The organism is Sphaerisporangium sp. B11E5, from assembly GCF_039871875.1.
Lineage (GTDB): Bacteria > Actinomycetota > Actinomycetes > Streptosporangiales > Streptosporangiaceae > Sphaerisporangium.
Genome location: NZ_JBDPMD010000021.1, coordinates 1 through 24,415, shown reverse-complemented (window position 1 = coordinate 24,415; position 24,415 = coordinate 1). Strand labels below are relative to the sequence as shown.

Here is a 24,415-nt window from a genome sequence, read left to right as displayed (position 1 = left end):
GTGATCGGCGCGTCCTGGCTGATGATCGCCCTGCCGCTGCTCGGCGCCGCGATCCTCCTGCTGGGCGGCCGCCGCACCGACCGCTTCGGTCACCTCGTCGGCGTCGCGATGTCGCTCGGGTCGTTCGTGGTGGCCGCGCTCGTCCTCTTCGAGTTGCTCGGCCTCGGAGCCGACCAGCGCCGCAGGCTCGTCGAGCTGTACGACTTCCTGCCCGCCGGCGCGTCGCTCCAGGTGAAGATGGGCCTGCTGCTGGACCCGCTGTCGATCTCGTTCGCCCTGCTGATCACCGGAGTCGGGTCGCTGATCCACATCTACTCGATCGGCTACATGGCCCACGACCCGGGCCGGCGGCGGTTCTTCGGCTACCTGAACCTCTTCGTCGCCGCGATGCTCCTGCTGGTGCTGGCCGACAACTACCTCGGCCTGTACATCGGCTGGGAGGGCGTGGGTCTCGCGTCGTACCTGCTGATCGGCTTCTGGCAGCACAAGCCGACGGCCGCGACCGCCGCCAAGAAGGCCTTCGTGGTCAACCGCGTCGGCGACATGGGCCTCGCGCTCGGCATCTTCGTGATCTTCACGACGTTCGGCACCATCTCGTACGGCCCGGTGTTCCAGCACGCGGGCGAGGCGTCCCAGGGCACGCTCACCCTGATCGGTCTCGCGCTCCTGCTCGGCGCGTGCGGCAAGTCCGCGCAGCTCCCGCTGCAGTCCTGGCTCCTCGACGCCATGGAGGGCCCGACCCCGGTCTCCGCGCTCATCCACGCGGCCACCATGGTCACCGCCGGCGTCTACCTCGTGGTGCGCTCCGGCGCCATCTTCGAGGGCGCGCCCACCGCGCAGCTCGTCGTCACCATCGTCGGCGTGGCCACGCTGCTCGCCGGTGCGATCATCGGTACCGCCAAGGACGACATCAAGAAGGCCCTCGCGGGCTCCACGATGTCGCAGATCGGCTACATGATGCTCGCCGCCGGCCTCGGCCCGGTCGGGTACGCCCTGGCCATCGCCCACCTCATCGCGCACGGCTTCTTCAAGGCCTCGATGTTCCTCGGCGCGGGCTCGGTGATGCACGCCATGAACGACGAGGTCGACATGCGCAAGTACGGCGGCCTGTCCTCGGTCATGAAGATCACCTGGATCACGTTCGGGCTGGGCTACCTCGCGATCATCGGCTTCCCGCTGCTGTCCGGTTACTGGACCAAGGACGGCATCATCGAGGCCGCGATGGAGCACAACCCGATCCTGGGCTGGCTCGCCGTGATCGGCGCCGGCATCACCGGCTTCTACATGTCGCGCCTGTTCTTCATGACCTTCCACGGCACCCGCCGCTGGGAGAAGGACGCCCACCCGCACGAGTCGCCGTCCGTGATGACCTGGCCGCTGATCCTGCTCTCGGTCGGCTCCGTCTTCGGTGGCGCGTTCCTCATCGTCGGCAACCGGTTCATGGAGTTCCTGTCGCCCGCCGTCGGGCGTCCCGAGGAACTGCCGGTGTTCCACGCGCTCAGCGTGCCCGGCCTCGCCACCCTGGCGCTGGTCGCCGTCGGCGCGGTGTACGCGTGGATGCGGTACGGCCGGGCGCCGGTGCCCGTCGTGGCCCCCCGCGGGTCGTTCCTCACGGTCTTCGCCCGGCGCGACCTGTACGGCGACGCCCTGAACGAGGCGCTGTTCATGCGTCCCGGCCAGTGGCTGACCCGGCTCGCGGTGTTCTTCGACAACCGAGGCATCGACGGCCTCGTCAACGGTCTCGCGGCGACGATCGGCGGCACCTCCGGGCGCCTGCGCCGCGTGCAGACCGGGTTCGTCCGCTCGTACGCCTTGTCGATATTCTTCGGTGCCGCACTCCTGGTCGGCGCACTGTTCTTCGTAGGGAACCTGTGATGCCCTGGCTCTCAATCCTGATGGGCGTGCCCGTGCTGGGCGCGCTGGCGGTGGCTGCGGTGCCCAAGGGCAACGACAAGCTCGCCAAGCAGCTCACGCTCGCGGTGTCGCTGGTCGTGCTTGCGCTGACGCTCGCCATGGCGGCACAGTTCGACCCGTCGGGGGCGCGCCAGCAGTTCAGCGAGGTCCACGACTGGATCCCGGCGTTCGGCGTGCACTACGCCGTCGCGGTGGACGGCATCGCGCTGGTGCTGATCGCGCTGGCCGCGGTGCTGGTGCCGGTCGTGGTGCTGGCCTCCTGGCACGACGCCGAGCGGCCGGACGCCAAGCGGTCGGTCAAGACGTACTTCGCGCTCATCCTGGTGCTCGAAGCGATGATGATCGGCGTCTTCGCGGCGACCGACGTCTTCCTGTTCTACGTGTTCTTCGAGGCCATGCTGATCCCGATGTACTTCATGATCGGGTCCTACGGCGGCGCGCAGCGGTCGTACGCGGCGGTCAAGTTCCTGCTGTACTCGCTGTTCGGCGGCCTGCTCATGCTGGTCGCGGTGATCGCGCTGTACCACCTCGCCGCGAAGAACACGTTCCTGCAGCCCGAGCTGATCGGGGCGATCACCGACCCTGACACGCAGAAGTGGCTGTTCCTCGGGTTCTTCATCGCCTTCGCGGTGAAGGCGCCGCTGTGGCCGTTCCACACCTGGCTGCCCGACGCCGCCGCGCAGGCGCCCGCCGGGGCGGCCGTGCTGCTGGTCGGCGTTCTGGACAAGGTCGGCACCTACGGCATGCTGCGGTTCTGCCTGGAGCTGTTCCCGGACGCCGCCAAGTTCTTCACCCCGGTGATCATCGCGCTCAGCGTCATCGGCATCGTGTACGGCGCGATCGTGGCCATCGGGCAGACCGACATGAAGCGGCTCATCGCCTACACCTCGATCTCGCACTTCGGCTTCATCACGATGGGCGTGTTCGCGCTGACCGCCGACGCCGGCTCCGGCGCCACGCTGTACATGGTGAACCACGGCTTCTCCACCGGGGCGCTGTTCCTGCTCGCCGGGTTCCTCATCCACCGGCGCGGCTCGCAGTACATCGCCGACTACGGCGGGGTGCAGAAGGTCGCCCCGGTGCTCGCGGGCACCTTCCTGATCGCCGGCCTGTCGTCGTTGTCGCTGCCCGGCCTCTCGACGTTCGTCAGCGAGTTCATGGTGCTGATCGGCACCTACGAGCGGTACCTCGTGCCCGCGATCATCGCGCTGGCCGGCATGGTGCTCGCGGCCGTGTACATCCTGTGGATGTACCAGCGCATGATGGGCGGGCCCGCGACCGAGCAGGTGCGTGGCATGGCGGACCTCAACCTCCGCGAGAAGTTCGTGGTGGCGCCGCTCATCGCCCTGCTCATCGGCTTCGGGTTCTTCCCCAAGCCGCTGCTCGACGTGATCAACCCCGCGGTCCAGCACACTCTCACCAGCGTGCAGGCACCGCAGTTCACCCCGGCCATACCCGCGGCTGCCGACCAGAAGGGGCCAGGAGAATGAGCCTGCTCGCCCTCGCGCCCATCCCCGCGCCGACGATCGAGTACGGGACGCTGTCCCCGCTGCTCCTGGTGTTCGGCGCGGCCGTCGCCGGGGTGCTCGTGGAGGCGTTCACGCCGCGCTACCTGCGCAAGTCCCTGCAGATGCCCATCACGCTGCTGTCCCTGATCGGGGCGTTCGCGCTGACCGTCTGGCAGGGCACGCAGGGGGTGCGCGAGGCCGCCGCCATGGGCGCGGTCGCGGTGGACGGGCCGTCGCTGTTCGTGTGGGGCGCCATCCTGCTGCTCGCGATCGTCAGCGTGCTGCTGGTCAACGACGACGACCACTTCGTGGCCCAGGCGTCGGCCGTGCCCGGCAGCGCCGAGGAGGACCAGGCGATCAGCCAGGGCGGCGCGCACACCGAGATCTACCCGCTGGTGCTGTTCGCGGTCGGCGGCATGATGCTGTTCCCGGCCTCCAACGACCTGCTGATCATGTTCGTGGCCCTCGAGGTCATGTCCCTGCCGCTGTACCTGCTGTGCGGCCTCGCGCGGCGCCGCCGACTCCTGTCCCAGGAGGCGGCCATGAAGTACTTCCTGCTCGGCGCCTTCTCCTCGGCGTTCTTCCTCTACGGCACCGCGCTGCTGTACGGCTTCGCGGGCTCGGTGGACCTCGGCGCGCTGCAGCAGATGATCAGCACGCAGCTCGGGCAGGACAACCTGCTCTATATCGGCGCCGCGATGCTGGGCGTCGGGCTGCTCTTCAAGATCGGTGCCGCGCCGTTCCAGGCGTGGAAGCCGGACGTGTACCAGGGCTCGCCCACGCCGATCACCGCGCTGATGGCGTCCGGCACGCTGATCGCCGCGTTCGGCGCGCTGCTGCGGGTGTTCTGGGTGGGGCTCGGCAACCTGGACGAGATCTGGCAGCCGGTGTTGTGGGCCGTCGCCATCCTCACCATGGTGATCGGCGCCATCCTGGCGATCACCCAGACCGACATCAAGCGCATGCTGGCGTACTCCTCGATCGCGCACACCGGCTTCCTGCTGGTCGCGGTGGTGGCCACCGGCAACCTGCAGCAGAACGCCGCGGCGCTCGGCGGCATCCTGTTCTACCTGGTGGCTTACGGGTTCGCGACGGTCGGCGCCTTCGCGGTCGTCACCATGGTGCGCGACGCGGGTGGCGAGGCGGGACACCTGTCCCGGTGGGCCGGCCTCGGCAAGAGGTCGCCCGCGCTGGCGGGCATCTTCGCCCTGTTCCTGCTCGCCTTCGCCGGCATCCCGCTCACGTCCGGGTTCTTCGGCAAGTACGCGGTGTTCGCCCCCGCGGTGGCCGGCGGCGCGACGACCCTGGTCATCGTGGGTGTGGTCACCTCGGCGATGGCGGCGTTCTTCTACGTCCGCGTCATCGTGCTGATGTTCTTCAGCGACCCCGCGCCCGAGGGGCCGACCATCGCGGTGCCCAGCATGGGGACCGCGGCTGTGGTCGCCCTTTCGGCTGCGGCTACCGTAGTCCTCGGGGTCTTCCCGCAGCCGGTGCTCGACCTGGCGCACTCGGCCGCGCAGTCGTTGTTCGTTCGATAGGAGTCTCATGGCCGCGCCGCCCGTAGTCGACCTGCCTTTCATCGACGAGGGACTGGCAGCGGACATCGCCAGCGGTCTCGACGCCGTCGAGAAGCTACTGCGGGCATCCGCCGACAGTGAGGACGCCTTCGTCGCGGAGGCGTCCAAGCACCTCATCGAGGCGGGGGGCAAGCGCTTCCGCGCGATGATCGTGCTGCTGGCCTCGCACTTCGGCGACTCGAGCGCCCCGGGTGTCGTGCCCGGGGCCGTGGTGATCGAGCTGACCCACCTGGCGACGCTCTACCACGACGACGTGATGGACGAGGCCCCGGTGCGCCGGGGCTCGCCGTCCGCCAACGCCCGGTGGGACAACACCGTGGCCATCCTCACCGGCGACTACCTGTTCGCCCAGGCGTCCGAGATCCTCGCCGACCTCGGGCCCGAGCTGGTGCGCATCCAGGCGCGCACGTTCTCCCGGCTGGTGCGCGGGCAGATCCGCGAGACCATCGGCCCGCGGCCCGGCGTGGACGACGTCACCCACTATCTCGAGGTGCTGGCCGACAAGACCGGCTCCCTGATCGCCACCTCCGGCCGGTTCGGCGCGATGCTCGCCGGGGCGCCCGCCGCGGTGGTGGAGCGGCTCACCAGCGCCTGCGAGGCGATCGGCGTGGCGTGGCAGCTCGGCGACGACCTGCTCGACGTGGCGTCGTCGGCGGGGGAGAGCGGCAAGACCCCCGGTACGGACCTGCGCGAGGGCGTCCGCACCCTCCCCGTGCTGTACGTGCTGGCGTCCGAGGAGCCCGGCAACGCGCGGCTGCGGGAGCTGCTCAGCGGCCCGGTGCCCGAGGAGCACGTCGCGGAGGCGGTGGCGCTGCTGCGCGCCGACCCCGCGATGGACCGGGCACGGGCCGAGCTGATGTCATGGGTGGAGCGGGCCCGGCTGGACCTGCTGGCCCTGCCGGACATCCCGGCCCGCGAGGCGCTGCTCGCGCTGTGCTCCTACGTGGCCGACCGCTCGGGCTGAGGCACCCGTCCGAGGGGCGCCACAGGCTCCGCGGGCCGCGCGGCGCGGCGCCGTGCCGCCCGCGTGTGACGCAGGCTGTCCCAGCTGAACACTGCCAGCGCCGCCCAGATCACCGCGAAGCCGACCCACCGGCTCATCGGCATGACCTCGCGCGCGACCAGCACGCCGCACAGGAACTGCAGGATGGGCGCGATGTACTGCAGCAGCCCGAGCACGGTGAGCGGCACCCGGATCGCCGCCGCGGTGAACATCATCAGCGGCACCGCCGTCACGAGCCCCGCGCCGGCCAGCAGCACCGCGTGCCAGACCCCGTACCCGGCGAAGGTCCCCGCCCCCTGGAACTCCAGGACCAGCAGGTAGCCGAGCGCCGGCCCGAGAAGCACCAGCGTCTCCACCGCCAGGCTCTCCGCCGCACCCACCCCCGCGGACTTCTTGAGCAGCCCGTACGTGCCGAAACTCGCCGCCAGCACCAATGCGATCCACGGCGGCCGCCCGTAGTCCACACTCAGCACCACCACCGCCAGCGCGCCGAGCCCCACCGCGACCCACTGCCAGCGCCGCATCCGCTCCCGGAACACCAGCACGCCGAACAGCACGTTCACCAGAGGGTTGATGAAGTACCCGAGTGAACTCTCCACCACATGCCCGCTGTTCACCGCGTAGATGTACAGCCCCCAGTTGACCGTCACCGCCATGGCCGCGAGGGTGAGCAGCAGCAACGTCCTCGGCCGCCGCACGATCGTCCTGATCCACGACCAGTGCCGCCGCACCAGCAACACCCCGAGCACCACGACGAGCGACCAGGCGATGCGGTGCGCGAGGATCTCCACCGCCCCCGTAGGCCGGAGCAACGGCCAGTACAGAGGGAAGAGCCCCCACATGGTGTACGCCGCCGCACCGAACAGGACACCACGTCGTGAGTCAGGCATAACCGCCATCTTCCTCTGTAGACTCCTTAACCACAAATAAGTAACGCATTGCCCTACTGTTAAGCATCGCTAATCCCAGGGAACAAGTCAGTCCCCCCAGCGGTTACTCCCAGTGCAACCCTGATCCCAACGGAGGTGCCCCAAATGGGTTGGCTCTTCGCCAAGCACAAGACGTCCATGGTCACCCCCGACGAAGCGCTCCCCGGTCGCTCCGACCCCATCCCCCTCCCCGAGCGCCACGCCGTCCTGGACACCCCCCTGGCCCCGCCCTACCCCGAGGGCACCGAGATCGCCGACTTCGGCCTCGGCTGCTTCTGGGGCGCCGAACGCAAGTTCTGGCAAACCCCAGGCGTAGTGACCACCCTGGTCGGCTACCAAGGCGGCCACACCCCCAACCCCACCTACGAAGAGGTCTGCACCGGCCAAACCGCCCACACCGAAGCCGTCCGCGTCGTCTACAACCCCACAGAAGTCACCTACGAGGAACTCCTCAAGGTCTTCTGGGAGTCCCACGACCCCACCCAAGGCATGCGCCAAGGCAACGACGTAGGCACCCAGTACCGCAGCGCCATCTACACCCACACCGAAGCCCAGCAAAAGTCCGCCGAAACAAGCCGAGACACCTACCAGCAGGCCCTGACCAAGGCCGGCCACCCCCAAATCACCACAGAAATCCGCCCAGCCCCCACCTTCTACCCAGCCGAGGACTACCACCAGCAGTACCTCCACCGCAATAAGAACGGCTACTGCGGCATCGGCGGCACCGGCGTCTCCTGCCCGATCGGCCTGACAACCGGCGAGGCGTAGACCAGCGGTTCCACCCGCATCCCGGCCCAGGATTCCCGGCAACCCCGGCGCGGATCTTGGGCTAGACCCTTCTCCGGCGAGGACCTTCTCTACAGGGTCAAGGCGGCGCGCAAGCGCGCCGCGCGGCCGGTGCCCTCCCGGCCGGGCGTGCGCCCCTTCAGGTCGGTCCCGGCCGGGAGCACCGACCGCCGCACGTGAGCAGCCTTGCACTACAAGAGATGTCGACGTGAGGGCTGATCAAGCTACCGGCCTAGAGGCGGTGGACACCCTGCGCCGCGCGAAACGCTGGCGGGACGGGCCTCCGTGGAAGTTTCACGGCCGGTGCCGCCGGGCGGCGGCGCACGCTGCCGGCTTGGCTGGTTGCCGGCGACACGGCGCAGCCGGTTGAGGAGGTCATGTTGGCCGGGAGTCGCGGAGCCATACACGTCTGGCAGCTACGGCGCCGGCCCTGAAGACATGAAGGGATGGTACGAACGGCCCGATGGATGTTTCGATAACACATCGATGATGTCCAAAGTGGAGGTACCACATGCGAATCTTGACCAAGAGCCTGATTCTCATGTTCGCGGCGGCCGGCGTTGCCACCCTGGGCCTCGCCGGCCCAGCTCATGCCAGCACCGTGGACTGTGCGCAGCAGCAACTGCGGGCAGATACTCCCAACATTCTGATCGTCACCTGCACCGAGGCAGAAGGTGACCAGCGCCGGGGCCTGTCGACGGTGATCAACAATACGGACCAGGCCATCCAGCTGACGGAACTGGTATCGCTCATCTCCTTTCCGGAGTACGGCACGACCGACTGCGGACCGTCTCGGCTCCAGCCGGTTATGCTCCAGCCGGGTACGCAGCTGGCCTGTAGCTCCCCGTGGGTGCTGGCCGCGCACACCTGGAACGTCACACGCGCTGCGGCGTTCACCCTTGTCAGGGTGACAGAGGCACAGGGCCGGTACACCACTCTCTCGGTCCCCGTCTACACCTACTACTAGCAGGGATGGCAGGCGTCCCTACGCGTTCATCAGGTACAGCCCTACGATCGCCATGCGGTGGCTTGTCTCCACACGGGGTCGGGGGCGATCGAAGGCCCGGCGCTTCGCGCCGGTCCATCGGGAACCCGGGGGAACTGTCCGTAGCAAATTTGCCAAGCATGGATGAGCCCCCACCATCGCTTCCCCGGTGGGGGGCTCCATCGCGCCGGACTACTTACGCCCTCACCCATCCAGCACGATGTGATCAGGGGGTGGTTGGTCTGGCTTACCGCGCGCGGCCAGGATCGTGCCCCACTCCTCATCGGACACCGGGGGGATGCCCAACGAGACGGCCGCCTTGTCGAGGTCCTCACGGTTGAGGTCCCATGAGTGCACCAGGCCCTCAGCCCGGTGCCGTCGCCGTTCGGTCTCTACGATGTCCGCCACTGCGGAGCGGACCCGCTTGACGGTGTCCGGGTTCGCTTGCCGTTGATCTTCCGGTGGGTCGTGGCGGATGTAGGGGTACACGGCAACCGGGCTTACCGCTCGGGTCCTGCCTTGGCCATCGCGGCTACCGACTGTGCGCCGTCGCCAGGGGCGTCGATGGGGCACAGCACTTGCGGGGGGTCGCCGCCGCGCCGCCGGTAGGTGTAGTACGGGGTTTCGCTGGCGCGTCCCTCGTCGATGGCGATGGTCGTGACCGGCGTTCCGTCGGCGCTCCAGACGTCCAGTTCCGGAGGGTAGAAGTCCAGCATGGATGTGGGAGTTTTGTAGTCGCCGCCCGCCACGGACAGCTTGATCGTTTTCGTGATGAGGGTGGAGAGGCCCTGCTCCTCGAGTAAGGGCACCAGTTTCGCCAGGTAAGTACGGTGGCGGTCGGCTTGTTCCTCTCGGCGGTCTACCCTCCAGCCTGCGGCCATTGTTTGACTCCTCCCAGTGCTCGTTCCAGGGGCATCTGTTGTGCCCGCAGCGGGAGTGTCCTGGGTCGCTGCAAGCACATTCCCAGGGAACGCCCTTGCCTACGCTCGAGGAGTGGCCAGGGAGGGTGGCCACTCGCCGACATTTCTCCTAGAACGGCTGAATGTAGACGCGGGCGAACCAGGTCCCTACCGATGCGGCGTGGAGATGACCTGCTATGCCCCTGTCACCCTGTACTGCCATAACGGCGTGGATGTGCGGCATGCCGTCCACAATCTCCCCGGTGCCGCTCATCTCGGCGGGTAGTTCGTAGTCGGTCACGATGTCTTTCGTCGCGTCGTCCTCCGGCATGGTGGAGATGCGGAACGAGTCGACGGCGCCGATGAGTGAGACGACAGCGCCGTTCGTGATGCCGAGTTCCGTGACGCGTGCCTGCAAGGTCTCCATCAGTTCGGCGTTCTTGATTTCGATCAGATGCACGGATCTGCTCCGTTCAGGATCAGGCCAATGGTGCGGATGTTCTCCGGGATCGGCTCAGATCGTAGAGCGGCGCGAAGGGCCGGGGTCACCAACTCGGCGGGGCCTTGACGGAGCATCATCGCCGAGCATCAGCGGGCCCCGGCGTCCTTGGGGTTGTACAGCTCTTTGATCAGGGCTTTCGGGTTGTCACCTACGCGTTTGCCGACAGCCCACATGTAGAGGTCACGAATCTCAGCGTCACGCCGGAGCGCGTGTGTCGCGGAGTCGATCAAATCGATCTTCGACGTTTTCGCGACGATCCCGCATGCGTTGACGCGCAGGACGGGCGGTCCCTCGTCAAGCCATCGGACGAGATGGCGCACGGTCGCCGTGTCCTGTGAGGCGAAGCGCGAGATGAGTAGATCGGTTTCGTGCGAGGTCTGGACGGTGGCCAGTGGGCTGGGGTCGCCGCTCGCGATCGATGTCACGATCTCTGCTGCTGTGTTTCTGGTGGTCGGCGGAATCATCGGGCTCAACGCGCCGAGAGCGGTGCCGACGACGAACGTACGTCTTCTCACTTCCCCGAACTCCAAGACACTCAGAGGGACGTCCAGCGCTTCGGCCAGGAACGGTAGCCAGAACGTTGGATTGCGCTTGCTGTTCTCCCAGCGTGAGACCGTTTCTCGGGTGACTGTCGGCCTGCCGGAGAGATCGCAAAGGACGTCGGCAAGCTCCGATTGGGAGAGTCCGGCCGCTTCACGAAGGTCTTTGATCAGGGGTCCGATCGACACGTCCCGATCGTACGCTTGGGAGCTTCCGACGACCTCGGGATCGGGGTGCTCACTCTGCAAAGGGGTGGCGTCGCCGGCCCCAACCGCTTCGCGGCCCCTTCGGGGTGCGTCGCATTGGCGCCGGCCACTCCACTACGTTCATGGGCAGCCGCCCCCATCCCGCGGACTTGGGTGCTGCTGCTGGCGTGCGAGCCGGCGGGCAGCGGAGACGCGCTGCCGGGCGAGTTCCGCCCAGAAGTGCTCACCGTCGCGATGCCCGCTGCCGACGTACCCCCATTGTCCGGCTGTGACCGTCTGACGGGTCCCGAGGCCCGGGAGGCCGCGCCGTTGTCGAGATGCTTCGGCCTGGTGGTCGGCCCGTGCCTGCCGCAGGGCGCCGAGGGTGGTGGAGTAGTGGCGGCTCTTGGTGGAGAAGTGGCCCCGGTAGCCGAGCATGTGAGCCCATTGCCGTAGCGGCAGCAGCCGGAACTCCGGCTGCCGGTCGAGGATGAAGCACGTGTAGATCATGCGCCGGGCATGCTCGGTGACCTCCAGCCCGGCCACGTACCTGATGTCGCGGATCGGGCGATCCACCGTCCCGGCCGACTCGGCGCCCTTTGTAGCGTATTTGGCGATGTAGGACGCGACCCGTTGATCTGCTACGCCCTCCAGAGCAGGGGAGACGTAGATGGGATCCACGTCGAGCTGACTGCCCCACCGGCCGGTGAAGGGGGAACCGTCCTTTGGGACCAGGACCGACACGGAGGCCGCCGTCTCACGGATGGCGTCCTGTAGGACGGGGACGGCTGCCCAGTCCGGGGGACGATCGGCAGGGCCGGCCGGTCCGTCGAGGCGGATCACGGCGTGAAAGTGGACCAGGCCGCGCGCCTGGTATTCCGCCACCTTGGCGTACGACAGCCGCATCCGCTTGCGCAGCGCGGCACGCGTGATGCCCAGACGTCGAGCGAAGGAGGCCGGGAGTGCTTGGGTGAAGCGGCGCCACAGCTCACCGGCGTGGGCGTTCCACAGCACCGCGCCGACGTAGTCGTAGCAGTCCACGCAGATGGGTTGCCCGATCTGGGAATCGTCTTGCTCGTGACGTGCCCCGCAGCCTTCCGGCCGTCCGTGCTCGCACACGGGGGTGTCGCGCCGGGGCCGGCACATGAGCGCCTTGCCGTCCCTCTCGCGTCGAGCATGGACAGCGCCGAAGGAGGGGGCAGTGAAGGTGGCGAATACCCGTGGGTGGGCGCTCACGTCCTCGGGCACGCCCTTGCCGCCCCGCAGGCCGGAGAGGATCAGGTGGTAGGTGTCGTCTCGGTAGGTCTCCGAGCAGGCGGGACAGCGGGAGGCACGGCGGTTGCCGCAGGCGGTGAGCAGGAATCCGGTCGGCTCATCGGCCGTTTGGTACACGTCCAGGATCTCTAGGGGCGGAGTCGAAAGTGATCCGGTGCCCCTGTAGCCGGATCGGTTCGGCGCAGCCGCCCGTCGCGCGCACCATCTGTTGCCACCGGGCGAAGTCGGGCATGGATGCGCGTTGCGCGGCGGCGAAGACCTCGGGGGAGAAGGAGGGAGCCTCGCTCACGCGGCATCCCTCCCGCTCTCGGCGGACGGGGCGGGTGTGGGTACGTCTTCCACGTACTCCATCCCGTGGATGGTGGCGATGCGACGCCATTTGTCGGCAGACCACCGGGGTGACTCGGCGATCTCGCGCTTGCACCACTCCGCAGCAAGCGCGGCATACGGTCCCAGTTCATCGGGTACCAGCAGGGGCCTCCTTTCCTCGGGCGGAAGCCACCCGCCACGTCCGAAGACGACGAAAGCACCAGCGCACGGCAGGCCGAAGACAGGTGATGGCGGCCTGTGGAGTGGTGGTGCTTTCAGCGAGAGAAGATCGTGGAGTGTTGTTCGCGACGGTTCAACCGGTGAGCGCTGCCAAGTTCTGTGGCCTACCGCTGGGCCGGGGCCCTCCAGCGGAACGGCTGATCATCTCTTTTCGCCCGGTGGCTTTCGTGCGCTCGCGTCTGCTGTCGCGGCCGGTTTCTCGCTTGCTTCGCCCTGGCCTGCCGCCGTTCGGTCGTCGCCTTGAACCGGGCCGACTCCGCGCGGAGATCAGCGATCGACTTCTCCAGCCGGGGGAGCAGGCGGAAGTAATGGTCGTTCGTCACCTGTCCCGCCTCCCACTGCTGGGTGAGCGCCTCCAGACGGTTCCTCGCGTCCTGGTATTCCTGCTCCCGAGGCCACGCCGTCACCGTGTCAGAGCTGGTGAACGTCGCCTCTTCCTCCATCTTGGTGAGCACCAGTTCCGAGATGAAGAAGTCGACGAGGTCACCGCGTCGGCCCACACCGCCGCACCCGCCTTGAGTCTTGTCCGGGCACACGTAGATGTGCTGCTTGCAGTCACGCTGGTGGGTGACACGCATGGACGCGTTGCAGGTCGCACCGTCCGGCTTCACGCGTCCACACCGGAGGATGCCGGTGAGGAGGTACCGGTACTCCGTGAAGTCGGGGGGACGGATCTCGCCGATCTTGCCATCTGGGTAGATCTGACGACCCCGGCGAGCATCCATGATGGCCTTGATCGCCAACCACTGATCAGGGGTGATGATGGGCTCCCATCGCCCCACGACCGGATCACCGTTGGTGTCCCGGACCAGTTCCCCGCCGAGCTGACGCCAGCCGCACATACGGGGGTTGTCCAGCGCCGGCCGCAGTGATCTCGACGTCCAGGGGTTGCCGCGCGATGTCATGATCTCCCGGCGCCTGCCACTCGACGACGATCGAGTGGATGGAACGCCCCCGAATGAAGTCGATCGCCGCCTGACGGAGAAGTGGTGCTTCGCCGGCGTCCAAGGTCAAGCGGTTAGCCTGCCATCCGAACGGCCGAGTCCCGCCGACCGGTTCGCCCCTCTCGGCGCGGGCCCGGTGGGAACTCCGCATGCGGCGCTGCATCTTCCGGACCTCCATCTTCGAGATGACCACCCCGAAGAGCCCCATGCTTTCGACGTCTTCGCTGTACAGGTTCTTGGTCTGCTTCGCGTCCGCGAACACGAAGCCGTCGTTGTACGTGAACGACTCCACGAAGCGCTCGTAGTCGCCAGGACGGCGGGTTAATCGATCATCGGCGACGATCACGACGCCCCGAACCGGCGTGCCGTCGACTAGCTTCCCCGCCCGAAGCGCCCTCAGCATGGTTTCGGAGTCATCCCGCACGACGTCAGCCTTGGCAGCTGACTTGTCGTTGTCCGTGAACTCATGCACGACGGTCCAGCCCTGCCGCGCCGCCGTCCGCCGGTTGATCGTGTGCTGATCCTGCACGCCGTGTTCATCGCGCCGCGTGTCCGCCGAGATGCGAGCGTAGGAGACGACGGGAACGACCGGGGGAACCTGGCCCATGAGCACCTCCACAGGAATTACAGCCCTGGGAGTACTACTACCACCAGCAGTACTTGTACAAGGTCCCCAACGGCTACTGCGGCATAGGCGGAACCGGGGTCGCCTGCCCTGTCGGCTTGACCTCTGGTGACGGAAACTAGTGGCTCGACGTATTCAACGCGGGAGTGAGACGGAGGCGTTGACCGCAATCCTCACTCCCGCGGAACGTCAGGAGGTCGCCGTCCTGGATCTCCAGTGCCTTGCCGAGGAGAAGGAGGGGATGGCAGCCGAATCCGTCGCCCAGGCGGAGGAACCCGTCTATGGCGTCCTGTCGTCTCTGCGGCTCTGGGAACTCCTGGTCAAGCGCATTGAACAGGAGTGGCCTGGCCAGGACTTTTATCCGGTCCAGGAGTACATCCTCGATCTGACCGTGCGGGATGGGCTGGAGGAGTACTGCGAGGCCCTGCGCGGGAAGCTGCGGGGCAAGTTCCGGCATGCCCTGGATCGGCTGGACGAGCGTTACCGAGCGGTGACGCACGAGGACGGCGGTGCGGAGCTCGGGCAGTACTGGCGGCCCCTCTCTGAGAGGACCGAGACCCGATGGTGGTGGACTCGTAGGCCGAACGGTCTGGCGCCGAACTGGTAGCCGTCGGTAACTGTCCTACCTCGGTTGATGCTTGACACTGCGGCCTCGGGTGATGGTTGACATGATCAATCCGGAGTTGTGCCGGGGACGCGACTCGCGGCAGAAGCTGATAAGGCGATTCACGACCGAAGCTCGTCAGCGATTGTGTCCAACCGTCCATCTGAACGCTGCGGCCGCGTGGTTTGCACCTTGGCGAAGGTAGAAGCGATGCGCCTCGGTTCGTGCGACGCCGGACTCCAGGAAGACGTAGTCGGCGCCATGCTCTTGCGCCCACGTCCTGGCGGCTGTCAGCAGGCTGGCGCCGACACCTCGGGAGCGCCATTCGGGGTGCACGGCGAGATCCTCGATCGAAGCCCGGCGACCGAAGCGCACCGAGAGGATGTCCAGGTAGACGCTGGCAACGCCGACCAACTGGTCCTGAGGCGAGCGGGCTTCGAACAGTGCGACGTTCTCGCTCGCGAGGACCTGGGCGGTGCGCTCGACGGCGCGGTCGCGGTCCCAATCCGGAGGACGGCTGCCGGGCGGGTCGAAGAGCCACTCCAGCCCTGTTACGAACTCCGCCTCGGTGCCTGGCTGGGGCCGTCGAATCTGGATGCTCATCAGATCATTATCGGGCTGAGTGGTGATCGGTGTCCCTCGGCGTCATGCATCCGCTCATCGGCATGAGGGGAAGTGTCGCCGGGCGACATGATGGCCAGTCCGCGCAGAGCTTAGGTCGGTCAGCCTCGTGTACAGGGTTCCAGCCCGGCGACCACACCGATCAGGATGCGGGCCGTCCGGGCGGGCGGCTGAGAGCCGGGTGCGGCACGCCTGGCTACCGTCACGTTGACAGATTTGCCGCGAAGTAGATCGGCCTAGTTTCGGTGTCACCTGAAAGAACATCGAAAGGGCAGGTCATGAAGGCGACGCGGATGGCAGGGATGGGTCTCGCGGTCGGGGCGGCGCTTGCGCTGTGCACGATCGTGAGCCCGGCGCAGGCGACCGAGAAGGGCTGGGACGGAGCGGGCTGCGCGGAGGCGCGGCCGGAGGTCACCTCCATCAGCGGCTGGGTGTCGCCGAACGCCTGCACGTTCATCAAGCGGCAGATCACGTTCGGCAAGGTCACCACGCCCGACCGGGTGAGCGCCTACGTCGACATCTGGTCCAAGGACGCGACGCTGTGGGAGCCGGCGAAGGCGAGCAGGCCGCTGCTCCAGGGTGAGGAGGCCATCAGAAAGTCGATCAGCGGAACGCTCAGCCTCATCCCCGACTTCCGCTTCCAGGGGACGCACATCGCTGTGAACGGTCCCGCCTGAGTGATGTTCGAAGCTCACAACAAGGCCACGGTCAAGGGCCACGAGATCGCCTACCCGGCGGTCTACCGGGTCCAGCTGACCGACGGCGGCAAGGTCGTCCAGGGCCGTCGCTACTATGACCGGCACAGCTTGTTCAAGCTGCTCGCCCCCGAGCTGCCCGAGCTGTTCGCCGGCGTCGCCGATGGCAGCGCCCCCGATCAGGGCCGCAGGCCTGTCCTCGGCCCCGACGAGCTCGTCGCCCGCGCCGAAGCATGGAACGCCGAGGACGCGGAAGCCCTGGTCGAACGGTTCACCGGCGCGCCGCTGTCCGCCCCCGGCCTGAACGACCGCACGCTGCGCACCACGCACGGCAAGCTCGCCTACCTGAAGAGGTTCTTCGACCAGGTCAGCGACGTCCAGCTGCAGCCGGGCCAGGCAGTCAAGGTCGACGGCGCGACATACCTGGAATGGCACGGCACGCTTCTGCCCAAGGGGCAGACCGAACCGGTCGGTTTCGGCATCATCGAGCGTGTCGGCGACACCAGCGGCATCTCGAACGACTGGACCCTGACCTTCGACCGGCTGCCGCTCGTTGCCGACGAAGCCAAGATCACCGAGCTGTACGGCAGGCTCAGGTAGCGATCGCGGCCAGCTCCGCCCGCGAGGAGATCCCCAGCTTGGGGAAGGCCTTGTAGAGGTGGTAGCCGACGGTGCGCGGGCTGAGGTACAGCTGGGCCGCGATGTCGCGGTTGGACGCGCCCGTGGCGGCCAGACGTACCACCTGTCTCTCCTGCGCGGTGAGGACGCTGAGCGGGTCGTCCGCCTGGCGCGGGGCCGCGGGGACGTCGCCGGTGGCACGCAGCTCCGCGCGGGCCCGCTCGGCCCACAGCCTCATGCCGAGCCGGTCGAACGTCTCCAGGGCGGCGCGCAGCTGAGCGCGGGCGGCGGCGCGCCTGCGCGCACGACGCAGCCACTCGCCGTAGAGCAGCCGCGTGCGGGCCTGCTCGTGCGGCTGCTCACCCTGCTCGTGCACCCGCACGGCCTCGTCGTACAGGTCCTCGTCGTCCTCGACGAGGGCACGGCAGCGCAGAGCGACCGCATCGGCGGACGGCACGCCGATGCCGGCCGCCCAGTCCAGGTAGTACGCCAGGGGCTCGCGCGCCTGCTCGGGTTCGCCTGCCCTGACCGCGGCCTCGATCCGGTCGGGGGCGGAGAAGACGGACACAGGCACCATGGCGGGGGAAATTCTCTCCAGGATCCCCAGCGACGCCTCTGGCCGGCCCAGCGTGAGCTCCAGCCGGCCGAGCCCGGCCACCGCGACCGCCTCAGCCGTGCGGAGCCCGCGCGCTCCCGCCTGTTCCAAGGCGGCAGCGGCCGCCGCCCGGCAACCCTGCTCGTCACCCAGCTCGCCGCGGGCCAATGCGAGCAGCGCGGTGAGCGCGACCGCTCCGTTCCGTTGTCCCAGGTCGCCGACCATGGGGATGATCTCCTCCAGCCTGGCCGCCGCTTCGCGATACCTGCCGAGCAGCATCTGCGCCTGCAGCCGGGTCTCCACCGCGACGGTCAGCCAGCCGCCCATGTCGTGGGCCCTGCACTCGGCCTCGACGCGCGCCGCGACGGCCTCGCCCTGACCGTAGCGCCCGATCGGCGCGCACAGCTGGGCCACGAAGAGCAGACCCGGCACCTGCAGCGCGGACAGATCCGGAGCGAGCACAAGCCCTTGCATGAGCGTGACCGCATCCTGCAGCTCGCCGTTGATCAGTGCGGCCAGCCCGAGCGCGCCGCTCACCAGCGGGGAGCCGACCTCGGGCAGGGCCCTGAGCAGCGTCGCCGCCTGCTGCGCCAGGCCCGGGTCACTGGCGTACCACCCGCAGCGCACCGCCTCCACGAGCAGGTAGGCCGCCCGCTCGGCCTCCTGCGGGGCCACCCGCTCCGCGCCGGCGATGATGAGCTCGCCGGCCACGGCCTGGCTACCCTGCTCGAACTCCCGATGGGCGCGCACCTGGATCAGGCGGGCGAGGGCCAGCGGGTCCTGGATCTCCTCACTGGCCCGGTCAGCCAGCGTGCTCGCACGAGTCGGCTGGCCCGCGTCGCTGGCCGCCACGGCCGCCGCGGCCAGCCGTACCGAGCGCTTGGCGGTGTCGGGGGTGAGCTCGGCGGCCCGTTCGTAGGCCGCGGCCATGGCCGCATAACCGGAACGGGTGCGCGCCCGTTCCGCGGCCAGCTCCAGCCCGAGCGCCACGTCCTCGTCAGGCGTGGTCGTCGCCGCGGCCAGATGCCAGGCCCGGCGGTCGGCGTGCTCGCCGCCGTCGAGCACCTCGGCGAGGGCGCGCCGTACGGCCAGCCGCGACGTCAACGGCACGTTCTGGTAGGCAGCGGCCCTGATGAGCGGGTGCCTGAAGGCCACCGCGGCCCCGTTCACCGTGACCAGCTTGGCCTGCTCCGCCGCTTCCAGGTCTGCCAGCCGGGCGGAGAAGGACTCTGCGGCGCGCAGCACGATGCCCAGGTCGCCCGTGTCGTCGGCGGCGAGCACCGCGAGCAGGGCCTGAGCCGTGCTGGGCAGCGCCCTGATCTGCTGCTGGAAGGCCTCCTGAACCCGGTTGGCGACCGGAGTCGTGGTGAAGGGGTTCAGCTGCCAGGCCTGCTGCTCCGCGGTGAACGTGGACGGCAGCTCGAGGAGCGCGAGTGGATTGCCGCACGCCTCGGCCAGGACGCGGTCACGCACCTTCGGCGCCAGGTCCCTGGCCGACTCGGCCAGCAGCGCGACGGCGGCGTCGCGGTCCACACCGTCCAGCCACAGCTCGGGCAGCCCTTGCGGGTGGAACTCCTCCCTTCCCGCGAACACCAGCGCGATGCCTTCCGCGTCCAGCCGCCGCGCCACGAACACCAGCGCGTCGATGGACGCCCGATCGAACCACTGCGCGTCATCGACCAGGCAGAGCAGCGGCCCGTCGCCCGCGACCTCGGCCAGCAGGCTGAGCACGGCCAGCCCGACGAGAAACCGGTTCACCGAAGCCGTTGCAGCCAGGCCCAGCGCGCCCCGCAGTGCCGCCGCCTGTGGTTCGGGCAGCGCGTCGATCCGGTCAAGCTCGGAACGCAGGAGCAGATGCAGGGCCGCATACGGCAGCTCCGCCTCGGACTCTATGCCGACCCCGTGAAGCACTCGCACTCCCGCGGCGCGCTCGGTCACATGGCCGAGCAAGGCGGACTTCCCGATGCCCGGCTGCCCCCGCACCACCAGCACACCACTGCGCCCGGACCGCGCGTCCGCCAGCAGCCGATCCACCTGCGTCTGCTCCGCAGCCCGCCCGTACAACATGGCCGAAAATCTAGCGGAACGTGCGTCCTACCTCCGGCGTGGCATCGGCGGCGAAGTGGCAGGGCTGGAAACGCGTGCCCAGTGTGCGAGCGGGTGACCGTGACCGGGCACTACCGTCACGATGACAGATTCGGCGCGGCACCGGCCTGCGTAATTTCGATGGCAGCAGGGACGACAGGGTCCCGCACCACGAAAGGACTGATCATGGCCGCCATTGCCGACGGGTCCACCACTGCCGCCGGTTCCAACGCCGAGGGCAAGTTGCTGCGGTTCGCGCTCAAGCAGGACGCCATCGGGTCGGGCGCCAACGGCCTCGTCTTCCTGGCCGTCGCAGCGATCTTCGGCTCGATGTTCGGCCTGCCCGCCGCCTTCCTCGTGCCGGTCGGCGCGTTCCTGGTCGCCTTCGCCGCGACTCTCCTCTACCTTGCCGGCCGTCCGGTGGTGAACAGGGCGGCGGTGATCGCGGTGATGGTGGTCAACGTGGCATGGGTGCTGGCCAGCGCGGAGATGCTGATCGCCGGGTGGTTCCCGCTGGCCGGTCTGGGCGCCGCCTTCGTGATCGCCCAGGCGGCGGTGGTGGCAGGTTTCACCGGCTTGCAGTTCGCCGGGCTCCGCAAGGCCTGAGCGGGTGAGGGGATGTGGGGACTCGCGGCTACCGCGCTGCGCTCGGTGCGCCCGGTCATCGTTCTGACATCCGATGGGACGACATGAGCAAACTGTGCGGGAAAACCGTCCAGGCGGTCCCTGTCCGAGACTGCTCGCAGGGTGACCGAGCACGAGCGCTCAGAATTACTGCGGGAGGCGAACTGCTAACACCAGCAGTACTTGTACAAGGTCCCCAACGGCTACTGCGGCATAGGCGGCACCGGCGTCAGCTGCCCGATCGGCCTGACCGCCGGCGAAGCCTGACCCACAGAGCCACGGGCCGCACCACGTCCAGGTGTGGCCCGTAGTGCGTGTGCGGGCTGCGCCCGGAAATGGCCCTCGCTCTGCTCGGACTGTTCTTATTGGGGCTCCCGCCCCAACCCCGAGGCAGGGGCTCCGCCCCCGCACCTCCTCGGCTGTCCGAGATCGTCTGGGTTGTGATCGCATGGAGCGCGTTGCGCGCCAGGGCGGCGATTGCTGCTCCACCCAGAAGGTGGGTAATTTGCTACTCGAAGTAGTAAGATTGGTCCATGAGTCTGCCTGAACGAGCCTTTCCGCCGGGGGAGGGGCCAGCGGCCAAGGTCAGCGTCTCTCTGCGTGCCGGCAACATCCGCGCTGTGAAGGAACGTGTTGGTACCCGCGGTTTCTCCGCTTACGTTGACGCCGCGGTGGAGCGCCAGATCGAGCGAGACCTGCTGGAGGAAGCGCTTCAAGCCAACGAACAGGAGAACGGCCCGATTCCCCAGCGCTTCCGTGATGAGGCGGAAGACCTGTTCCGCAGTGTGAAGTCCGCTCCCGAACTGCAGGAGGACAGCGGATGGCACGCGCACGAAGCAAGCTGAGCGCCGGAACCGTCATCCTGGACTCCGAAGGCCTCTCCAAATGGTGTGCGGCCGATCAGCGGGTCACCGCGATCGTCCGAGAAGCGCAGAGCAACGATTTCCGCGTCGCCGTCAGCTCTCTGACGCCTATCGAAGCCTTCGACCCGCGTGTGACAAACGACCGCCTGCGTTGGCACCTGTCGCGCCTGCGTGTGGAGCCAATGACGGAGGACGTCTCCGCCCAAGCACTGGGCCTGCTCCGTGCCAGCGGTCTCCACGGCCACAAGTACGCGATCGACGCCGTCGTCGCCGCCACCGCCCTCCGCTCCACCCGCCCGGTCCTCATCCTCACGTCAGACGAAGACGACATGAGCAAGCTCTGCGGCAAAGCAGTCCGCCTGGTCCGCGTGTAGCGCGGCAATTTGTCGCCCTGGCGATACCACTATCACCAGCAGTACCTGCACAAGGTCCCCAACGGCTACTGCGGCATAGGCGGCACCGGTGTCAACGCAGGTGACCCTTGGGCCTGGTGCCCGACTGGGCTGACGACCTCTTCAGAGGAGTAGCCGGATTGCGCAGACCTCCGGGCGGTGGTGGTCAGGCCTGCTCGGAGGTCTCGTTCTTGTTCTGGGCAAGAAGCCCATCTCGAACCGATGGCGCTACCGGATCGGTGGTGAGGGTGCCCTCCCCGCCGGGCGTGCGGCCCTGAGGGCCGGTCCCGACGGGGAGCACCGGCCGCCGCCGTCGTGAGCGCAGCCTGACCGGAGAATGGTCTCCCGGGGGCGATCAGGTACAGCTCTGACGGGGCGCCGTCTCTACGCCTCAGCCCATGCAGGCCGGACGATCGCCTGAGTTCGGTTTCTGTACGCGCGTGGCCAGGGAGGATCGAAGGACCGGTGCCTCGTGCCTCGGCACCGGTCGGCCGAGCACCGTCGTGATCTGTCAGCCGTCTACTCAACCCATCGTTCGGCTTCAGTAGCGTGACAGCCGGCCGCTGGGGCGTCGTCCGGGGCCTTCCACCCAACGGCAGCGCTCTCCGTCACCGTGCGCGCAGCTCGTTCGGCGGTCCTGCGCATCGCGCTCTGCCTGAGGTGCGCAGGCGCTTGCCTGAAGTCGTAGGCGACTTCGAAGAAGACGGTCCGCCTGCCGGCGTCCTCGCGTACGCCCCAATCCCTGGACAGCGCGTCCACCAACACCAGGCCGCGCCCGTTCTCCCCGTTGGCGTCGGTGCGGAGCCGAGGAGCCGTATCGGCTCCAGCATCGGAGACGTTGACGTGGATGTACTCGTGGCATTCCACCATCACCACGGTCACCTTTCCGCCGTCGCGCGAGTTGGAGTGCGTTATGGCATTGGTGACGACTTCGGACGTGAGAAGGATGACGTCTTCCAGAGCGGGGTGACCCTCCCCGAGCCTGCTGCTCGCGAACTGTCGAGCGAGCTGGACGGATTCCGGTCGGCCGACCAGGTCTATTACACCTAGCAGTGTTCCTGTTCTCATTCTGCGCCTAACCTCTTCAGTCGGCAGAGGGTTAGCGACGTCCGGGAACATCGCCTTACCAGGTTGACGCTGGAGCGCTAGCATTGGAGCCGGTTTGGTTTTACGTATTAACTACAACTCACGTAAGCACGTTAGTTAGTCAGCAAAGGACCCTATCTGAACCGGAAGGTGGGATTTGTCCGCAAGCAAAGAGGAGATCAACCCTCATGAGTCACCGCGTCACCTCTTCGCCTTCGAGCTGCGCCGATACCGTCAAGCGGCTGGGCTGACCCAGCGTCAGCTGGCAGAACGCATGGGGTACTCGGACGCTCTCGTCGCCTTAGTCGAGACCATGAAGCGCACGCCGTCAGAGCGCTTCGCCGAGCTGGCCGATCAAGCACTGAGGCTCGACGGAGTCATGGTCCGGCTGCAAGCCGCCACGACATGGCAGCAGCAGGCACCGGAATACCTACGGCCATGGCTGGAGGAGGAAGCAGACGCCATGAGCCTGCGCACATGGGAACCTCTGATCATCCCCGGCCTGTTGCAGACCGAGAGCTACGCGCGGGAGATCCTAGGCACGTGGCCCGGCATCACCAGCGAGGAGCTGGAGACGCGTCTCACGAGCCGCATGCGCCGCCAGGCGATTCTCACCAAGGACAAGCCGCCGTTGACCAGCGTCGTCATCGACGAAGCCGTGATCAGACGGCGCATCGGCGACGCACAGGTCATGCGAGAACAGCTAGAGCTCGTGATCGAGATGGCCCGGCATCCTCACCTGACACTTCAAGTCGTCCCGTCGGACGCCGGCGCGCACTGCGGGCTGTCGGGCGGATTCATCATCGCCGAACGCAACGGATCGGCTTACGCTGCTTACACGGACTCACAGCCTGTCGGCCGGACCCTGGACGATCGCCGTACCATCGCCCAACTCTCAGCACGGTACGACGCCATCAGGGCAGAAGCCCTACCGGCCAGACAGTCAGTTCGACTGATACAGGAAGTGGTGAACCAAGGTGAGTGACCTTCGGGGCGCACAATGGCGCAAAAGCACCTACAGCACCGACGCCGGCAACTGCGTAGAAGTCGCCTCCAACCTCCCAGGTCGGCGCGCGCTCCGCGATAGCAAGATCACCGATGGCCCTGTGCTTGTCTGCCCGCCCAGTGAGTGGTTTGTGTTCCTCGGCGAGGTCAAGGCGGGCCGGCTCTAGGCCGTGCCAGCCCGTACCCGCTCCTGGTGGGGATTTGCCGAATCATCAGCCGGGCGGCTCTTGCTCAGCCTGCCGCCGTGCGACCTTCGGCGCTGTGTGGATGCTTTGCCGGGCCTGTTGGTCGGCCCCCAGATTGTCCGATGGCAAACCGACCCAAGTACGGCAATGACCTTCCGCTTTTCAGGTGGAACAATCACTCTGCTCTCTCGCCGAAGACGGAGGTCAGAAGGTGGTGTGCGGCTGCCGTCGCATGCTCCTGATGGCCGCGCTGCTGTCAGATCAACCCCAACTGTCACCAACGCTCGTGGTCACTACACCTAGACCGCGACATGTGGCGGCGTTTCCCGCCGTCGCCGTGCTCGTCGTATATCGCCGGACCACGTGGAGTTGAGTGTCCGTCAGCGCCACCGGCCGACCTTCCCACACGGCCGCAGGTCGCATGGCGCCGGATCCGACGTTGACGCGCTCTGCCAAGGAGGTTCCCGTCCGGGCAGACCGGAACCGGGGCGGTGAGCCACGTCCACGTCCACGTCTACCGCATCAACTACATCCCGCCAGCGACCGTGCTGACGGACAAGGCGTACTCCTCTCGGAGCAACTGGGCCTCCCTGCGCAGGGACGGCATCAAGGCGGTGATCCCGATCAAGAAGCGTCGGCGGGCCAACCGCCTCAAGCGGGGCTGTAACGGCGGGCAACCACCCATCGTCGACGCTAAGAGCTCCTAACGCAATGAGGTGAGGCGTCGCCAGCAGATGAGGGCGCAGCCGAGGCTGAGGAAGGCTCGGTGGATGTCCTCGCGGATCTCCCAGCGGATGCGCAGCCGTCGGAAGTGGTGCAGC

At 67.7% G+C, this 24,415-nt stretch carries 25 protein-coding genes and 4 pseudogenes; 17 read left to right on the top strand and 12 right to left on the bottom strand.

The window, feature by feature from the left end; translation table 11 throughout:
* The first annotated feature begins 21 nt into the window (after positions 1-21).
* Genes nuoL through ABGB17_RS19770 form a run of 4 tightly spaced genes read left to right on the top strand, consistent with a single transcriptional unit; the run spans position 22 to position 5,963 of the window.
* Entirely contained in the window at positions 22-1,875 is a 1,854-nt protein-coding gene (gene nuoL, locus ABGB17_RS19785) for an NADH-quinone oxidoreductase subunit L (RefSeq protein WP_347631761.1), read from the top strand.
* Complete coding sequence (locus ABGB17_RS19780; protein WP_347631582.1) at positions 1,875-3,404, top strand: NADH-quinone oxidoreductase subunit M; 1,530 nt, start codon at positions 1,875-1,877, stop codon at positions 3,402-3,404. The genes nuoL and ABGB17_RS19780 overlap by 1 nt, the downstream gene beginning before the upstream one ends.
* A complete protein-coding gene (gene nuoN / locus ABGB17_RS19775; protein ID WP_347631580.1) occupies positions 3,401-4,960 on the top strand; it encodes an NADH-quinone oxidoreductase subunit NuoN in 1,560 nt (519 codons plus the stop codon). Before ABGB17_RS19780 ends, nuoN begins: the two co-directional genes overlap by 4 nt.
* A 7-nt stretch (positions 4,961-4,967) precedes the next feature.
* Positions 4,968-5,963, top strand: coding sequence for a polyprenyl synthetase family protein (locus ABGB17_RS19770; RefSeq protein WP_347631578.1), 996 nt, complete (start codon positions 4,968-4,970; stop codon positions 5,961-5,963).
* Here the strand turns inward: ABGB17_RS19770 and rarD are convergent.
* Positions 5,939-6,892, bottom strand: coding sequence for an EamA family transporter RarD (gene rarD / locus ABGB17_RS19765; protein ID WP_347631576.1), 954 nt, complete (start codon positions 6,890-6,892; stop codon positions 5,939-5,941). The genes ABGB17_RS19770 and rarD overlap by 25 nt on opposite strands.
* 144 nt (positions 6,893-7,036) lie before the next feature.
* On the opposite strand from rarD, the gene msrA reads away from it, so the two are divergent.
* Complete coding sequence (msrA, locus tag ABGB17_RS19760; RefSeq protein WP_347631574.1) at positions 7,037-7,699, top strand: peptide-methionine (S)-S-oxide reductase MsrA; 663 nt, start codon at positions 7,037-7,039, stop codon at positions 7,697-7,699.
* 538 nt (positions 7,700-8,237) lie between these two features.
* Positions 8,238-8,684 (top strand): hypothetical protein, encoded by a 447-nt coding sequence (locus ABGB17_RS19755; protein ID WP_347631572.1) that lies wholly within the window; start codon positions 8,238-8,240, stop codon positions 8,682-8,684.
* Between the two features lie 222 nt (positions 8,685-8,906).
* On the opposite strand, the gene ABGB17_RS19750 is transcribed toward ABGB17_RS19755, so the two are convergent.
* The 7 genes from ABGB17_RS19750 to ABGB17_RS19720 form a co-directional block, all read right to left on the bottom strand.
* Positions 8,907-9,191, bottom strand: a complete 285-nt coding sequence (locus ABGB17_RS19750) for a hypothetical protein (RefSeq protein ID WP_347631570.1) — start codon at positions 9,189-9,191, stop codon at positions 8,907-8,909.
* Positions 9,192-9,202: 11 nt separating this feature from the next.
* A complete protein-coding gene (locus ABGB17_RS19745) occupies positions 9,203-9,511 on the bottom strand; it encodes a hypothetical protein (RefSeq protein WP_347631568.1) in 309 nt (102 codons plus the stop codon).
* Between the two features lie 220 nt (positions 9,512-9,731).
* Positions 9,732-10,061 carry a DUF296 domain-containing protein gene (locus ABGB17_RS19740; protein ID WP_347631566.1) on the bottom strand — a complete coding sequence of 110 codons (330 nt, stop codon included), beginning with the start codon at positions 10,059-10,061 and terminating at the stop codon, positions 9,732-9,734.
* A 128-nt stretch (positions 10,062-10,189) separates the two neighbouring features.
* A complete protein-coding gene (locus ABGB17_RS19735) occupies positions 10,190-10,831 on the bottom strand; it encodes a helix-turn-helix transcriptional regulator (RefSeq protein WP_347631564.1) in 642 nt (213 codons plus the stop codon).
* A 138-nt stretch (positions 10,832-10,969) separates the two neighbouring features.
* Positions 10,970-12,220 (bottom strand): replication initiator, encoded by a 1,251-nt coding sequence (locus tag ABGB17_RS19730; protein WP_347631562.1) that lies wholly within the window; start codon positions 12,218-12,220, stop codon positions 10,970-10,972.
* A gap of 536 nt (positions 12,221-12,756) precedes the next feature.
* Positions 12,757-13,395 (bottom strand): zinc ribbon domain-containing protein, encoded by a 639-nt coding sequence (locus ABGB17_RS19725; protein WP_347631560.1) that lies wholly within the window; start codon positions 13,393-13,395, stop codon positions 12,757-12,759.
* A gap of 46 nt (positions 13,396-13,441) precedes the next feature.
* Positions 13,442-14,203, bottom strand: coding sequence for a recombinase family protein (locus ABGB17_RS19720; RefSeq protein ID WP_347631558.1), 762 nt, complete (start codon positions 14,201-14,203; stop codon positions 13,442-13,444).
* A gap of 38 nt (positions 14,204-14,241) precedes the next feature.
* Between ABGB17_RS19720 and ABGB17_RS19715 the strand changes: the two are divergent.
* Together ABGB17_RS19715 and ABGB17_RS19710 are read left to right on the top strand one after the other, a co-directional pair.
* Positions 14,242-14,343 (top strand): annotated as a pseudogene (locus ABGB17_RS19715) (peptide-methionine (S)-S-oxide reductase); the annotation flags it as partial.
* A gap of 38 nt (positions 14,344-14,381) precedes the next feature.
* Complete coding sequence (locus ABGB17_RS19710) at positions 14,382-14,828, top strand: hypothetical protein (RefSeq protein ID WP_347631556.1); 447 nt, start codon at positions 14,382-14,384, stop codon at positions 14,826-14,828.
* A gap of 135 nt (positions 14,829-14,963) precedes the next feature.
* On the opposite strand, the gene ABGB17_RS19705 is transcribed toward ABGB17_RS19710, so the two are convergent.
* Positions 14,964-15,428 (bottom strand): GNAT family N-acetyltransferase, encoded by a 465-nt coding sequence (locus ABGB17_RS19705; RefSeq protein WP_347631554.1) that lies wholly within the window; start codon positions 15,426-15,428, stop codon positions 14,964-14,966.
* 311 nt (positions 15,429-15,739) lie between these two features.
* On the opposite strand from ABGB17_RS19705, the gene ABGB17_RS19700 reads away from it, so the two are divergent.
* Together ABGB17_RS19700 and ABGB17_RS19695 are read left to right on the top strand one after the other, a co-directional pair.
* Positions 15,740-16,123, top strand: coding sequence for a hypothetical protein (locus ABGB17_RS19700; RefSeq protein WP_347631552.1), 384 nt, complete (start codon positions 15,740-15,742; stop codon positions 16,121-16,123).
* 3 nt (positions 16,124-16,126) lie between these two features.
* Complete coding sequence (locus ABGB17_RS19695; protein ID WP_347631550.1) at positions 16,127-16,741, top strand: hypothetical protein; 615 nt, start codon at positions 16,127-16,129, stop codon at positions 16,739-16,741.
* Here ABGB17_RS19695 and ABGB17_RS19690 read toward each other — a convergent pair.
* Positions 16,734-19,421 carry an AAA family ATPase gene (locus tag ABGB17_RS19690; RefSeq protein WP_347631548.1) on the bottom strand — a complete coding sequence of 896 codons (2,688 nt, stop codon included), beginning with the start codon at positions 19,419-19,421 and terminating at the stop codon, positions 16,734-16,736. The two genes, ABGB17_RS19695 and ABGB17_RS19690, sit on opposite strands and share 8 nt — an antisense overlap.
* 204 nt (positions 19,422-19,625) lie before the next feature.
* On the opposite strand from ABGB17_RS19690, the gene ABGB17_RS19685 reads away from it, so the two are divergent.
* From ABGB17_RS19685 to ABGB17_RS19670, 4 genes and pseudogenes are all read left to right on the top strand, one after another.
* The gene (locus ABGB17_RS19685) at positions 19,626-20,045 is read left to right on the top strand and encodes a hypothetical protein (RefSeq protein WP_347631546.1); all 420 of its coding nucleotides are present in this window, start codon (positions 19,626-19,628) and stop codon (positions 20,043-20,045) included.
* A 189-nt stretch (positions 20,046-20,234) separates the two neighbouring features.
* A pseudogene (locus tag ABGB17_RS19680) lies at positions 20,235-20,330 on the top strand (peptide-methionine (S)-S-oxide reductase); the annotation flags it as partial.
* A gap of 266 nt (positions 20,331-20,596) precedes the next feature.
* Positions 20,597-20,908 (top strand): hypothetical protein, encoded by a 312-nt coding sequence (locus tag ABGB17_RS19675; protein ID WP_347631544.1) that lies wholly within the window; start codon positions 20,597-20,599, stop codon positions 20,906-20,908.
* Positions 20,884-21,300 (top strand): PIN domain-containing protein, encoded by a 417-nt coding sequence (locus ABGB17_RS19670; RefSeq protein WP_347631542.1) that lies wholly within the window; start codon positions 20,884-20,886, stop codon positions 21,298-21,300. Before ABGB17_RS19675 ends, ABGB17_RS19670 begins: the two co-directional genes overlap by 25 nt.
* Positions 21,301-21,837: 537 nt before the next feature.
* Here the strand turns inward: ABGB17_RS19670 and ABGB17_RS19665 are convergent.
* The gene (locus ABGB17_RS19665) at positions 21,838-22,437 is read right to left on the bottom strand and encodes an ATP-binding protein (protein ID WP_347631540.1); all 600 of its coding nucleotides are present in this window, start codon (positions 22,435-22,437) and stop codon (positions 21,838-21,840) included.
* Positions 22,438-22,561: 124 nt separating this feature from the next.
* Between ABGB17_RS19665 and ABGB17_RS19660 the strand changes: the two genes are divergently transcribed.
* The 3 genes and pseudogenes from ABGB17_RS19660 to ABGB17_RS19650 all read left to right on the top strand — a co-directional run.
* Positions 22,562-23,389 (top strand): helix-turn-helix transcriptional regulator, encoded by an 828-nt coding sequence (locus tag ABGB17_RS19660; RefSeq protein ID WP_347631538.1) that lies wholly within the window; start codon positions 22,562-22,564, stop codon positions 23,387-23,389.
* Positions 23,382-23,576, top strand: coding sequence for a DUF397 domain-containing protein (locus ABGB17_RS19655; protein WP_347631536.1), 195 nt, complete (start codon positions 23,382-23,384; stop codon positions 23,574-23,576). The genes ABGB17_RS19660 and ABGB17_RS19655 overlap by 8 nt, the downstream gene beginning before the upstream one ends.
* Positions 23,577-24,148: 572 nt before the next feature.
* Positions 24,149-24,274, top strand: a pseudogene (locus tag ABGB17_RS19650) (IS5/IS1182 family transposase); the annotation flags it as partial.
* A 23-nt stretch (positions 24,275-24,297) separates the two neighbouring features.
* Here ABGB17_RS19650 and ABGB17_RS19645 read toward each other — a convergent pair.
* A pseudogene (locus ABGB17_RS19645) lies at positions 24,298-24,415 on the bottom strand (IS5/IS1182 family transposase); the annotation flags it as partial.

What these genes read in the sequence shown, in the direction of transcription:
- ABGB17_RS19665 (WP_347631540.1), bottom strand. Translation starts at nt 22,437, where the DNA reads ATGTTCCCGGACGTCGCTAACCCTCTGCCGACTGAAGAGGTTAGGCGC.
- ABGB17_RS19705 (WP_347631554.1), bottom strand. Translation starts at nt 15,428, where the DNA reads ATGAGCATCCAGATTCGACGGCCCCAGCCAGGCACCGAGGCGGAGTTC.
- ABGB17_RS19720 (WP_347631558.1), bottom strand. Translation starts at nt 14,203, where the DNA reads ATGGGCCAGGTTCCCCCGGTCGTTCCCGTCGTCTCCTACGCTCGCATC.
- ABGB17_RS19780 (WP_347631582.1), top strand. Translation starts at nt 1,875, where the DNA reads ATGCCCTGGCTCTCAATCCTGATGGGCGTGCCCGTGCTGGGCGCGCTG.
- msrA (WP_347631574.1), top strand. Translation starts at nt 7,037, where the DNA reads ATGGGTTGGCTCTTCGCCAAGCACAAGACGTCCATGGTCACCCCCGAC.
- rarD (WP_347631576.1), bottom strand. Translation starts at nt 6,892, where the DNA reads ATGCCTGACTCACGACGTGGTGTCCTGTTCGGTGCGGCGGCGTACACC.
- ABGB17_RS19675 (WP_347631544.1), top strand. Translation starts at nt 20,597, where the DNA reads ATGAGTCTGCCTGAACGAGCCTTTCCGCCGGGGGAGGGGCCAGCGGCC.
- ABGB17_RS19685 (WP_347631546.1), top strand. Translation starts at nt 19,626, where the DNA reads ATGGCCGCCATTGCCGACGGGTCCACCACTGCCGCCGGTTCCAACGCC.
- ABGB17_RS19770 (WP_347631578.1), top strand. Translation starts at nt 4,968, where the DNA reads ATGGCCGCGCCGCCCGTAGTCGACCTGCCTTTCATCGACGAGGGACTG.
- ABGB17_RS19695 (WP_347631550.1), top strand. Translation starts at nt 16,127, where the DNA reads ATGTTCGAAGCTCACAACAAGGCCACGGTCAAGGGCCACGAGATCGCC.
- nuoL (WP_347631761.1), top strand. Translation starts at nt 22, where the DNA reads ATGATCGCCCTGCCGCTGCTCGGCGCCGCGATCCTCCTGCTGGGCGGC.
- ABGB17_RS19700 (WP_347631552.1), top strand. Translation starts at nt 15,740, where the DNA reads ATGGCAGGGATGGGTCTCGCGGTCGGGGCGGCGCTTGCGCTGTGCACG.
- ABGB17_RS19670 (WP_347631542.1), top strand. Translation starts at nt 20,884, where the DNA reads ATGGCACGCGCACGAAGCAAGCTGAGCGCCGGAACCGTCATCCTGGAC.
- ABGB17_RS19690 (WP_347631548.1), bottom strand. Translation starts at nt 19,421, where the DNA reads ATGTTGTACGGGCGGGCTGCGGAGCAGACGCAGGTGGATCGGCTGCTG.
- nuoN (WP_347631580.1), top strand. Translation starts at nt 3,401, where the DNA reads ATGAGCCTGCTCGCCCTCGCGCCCATCCCCGCGCCGACGATCGAGTAC.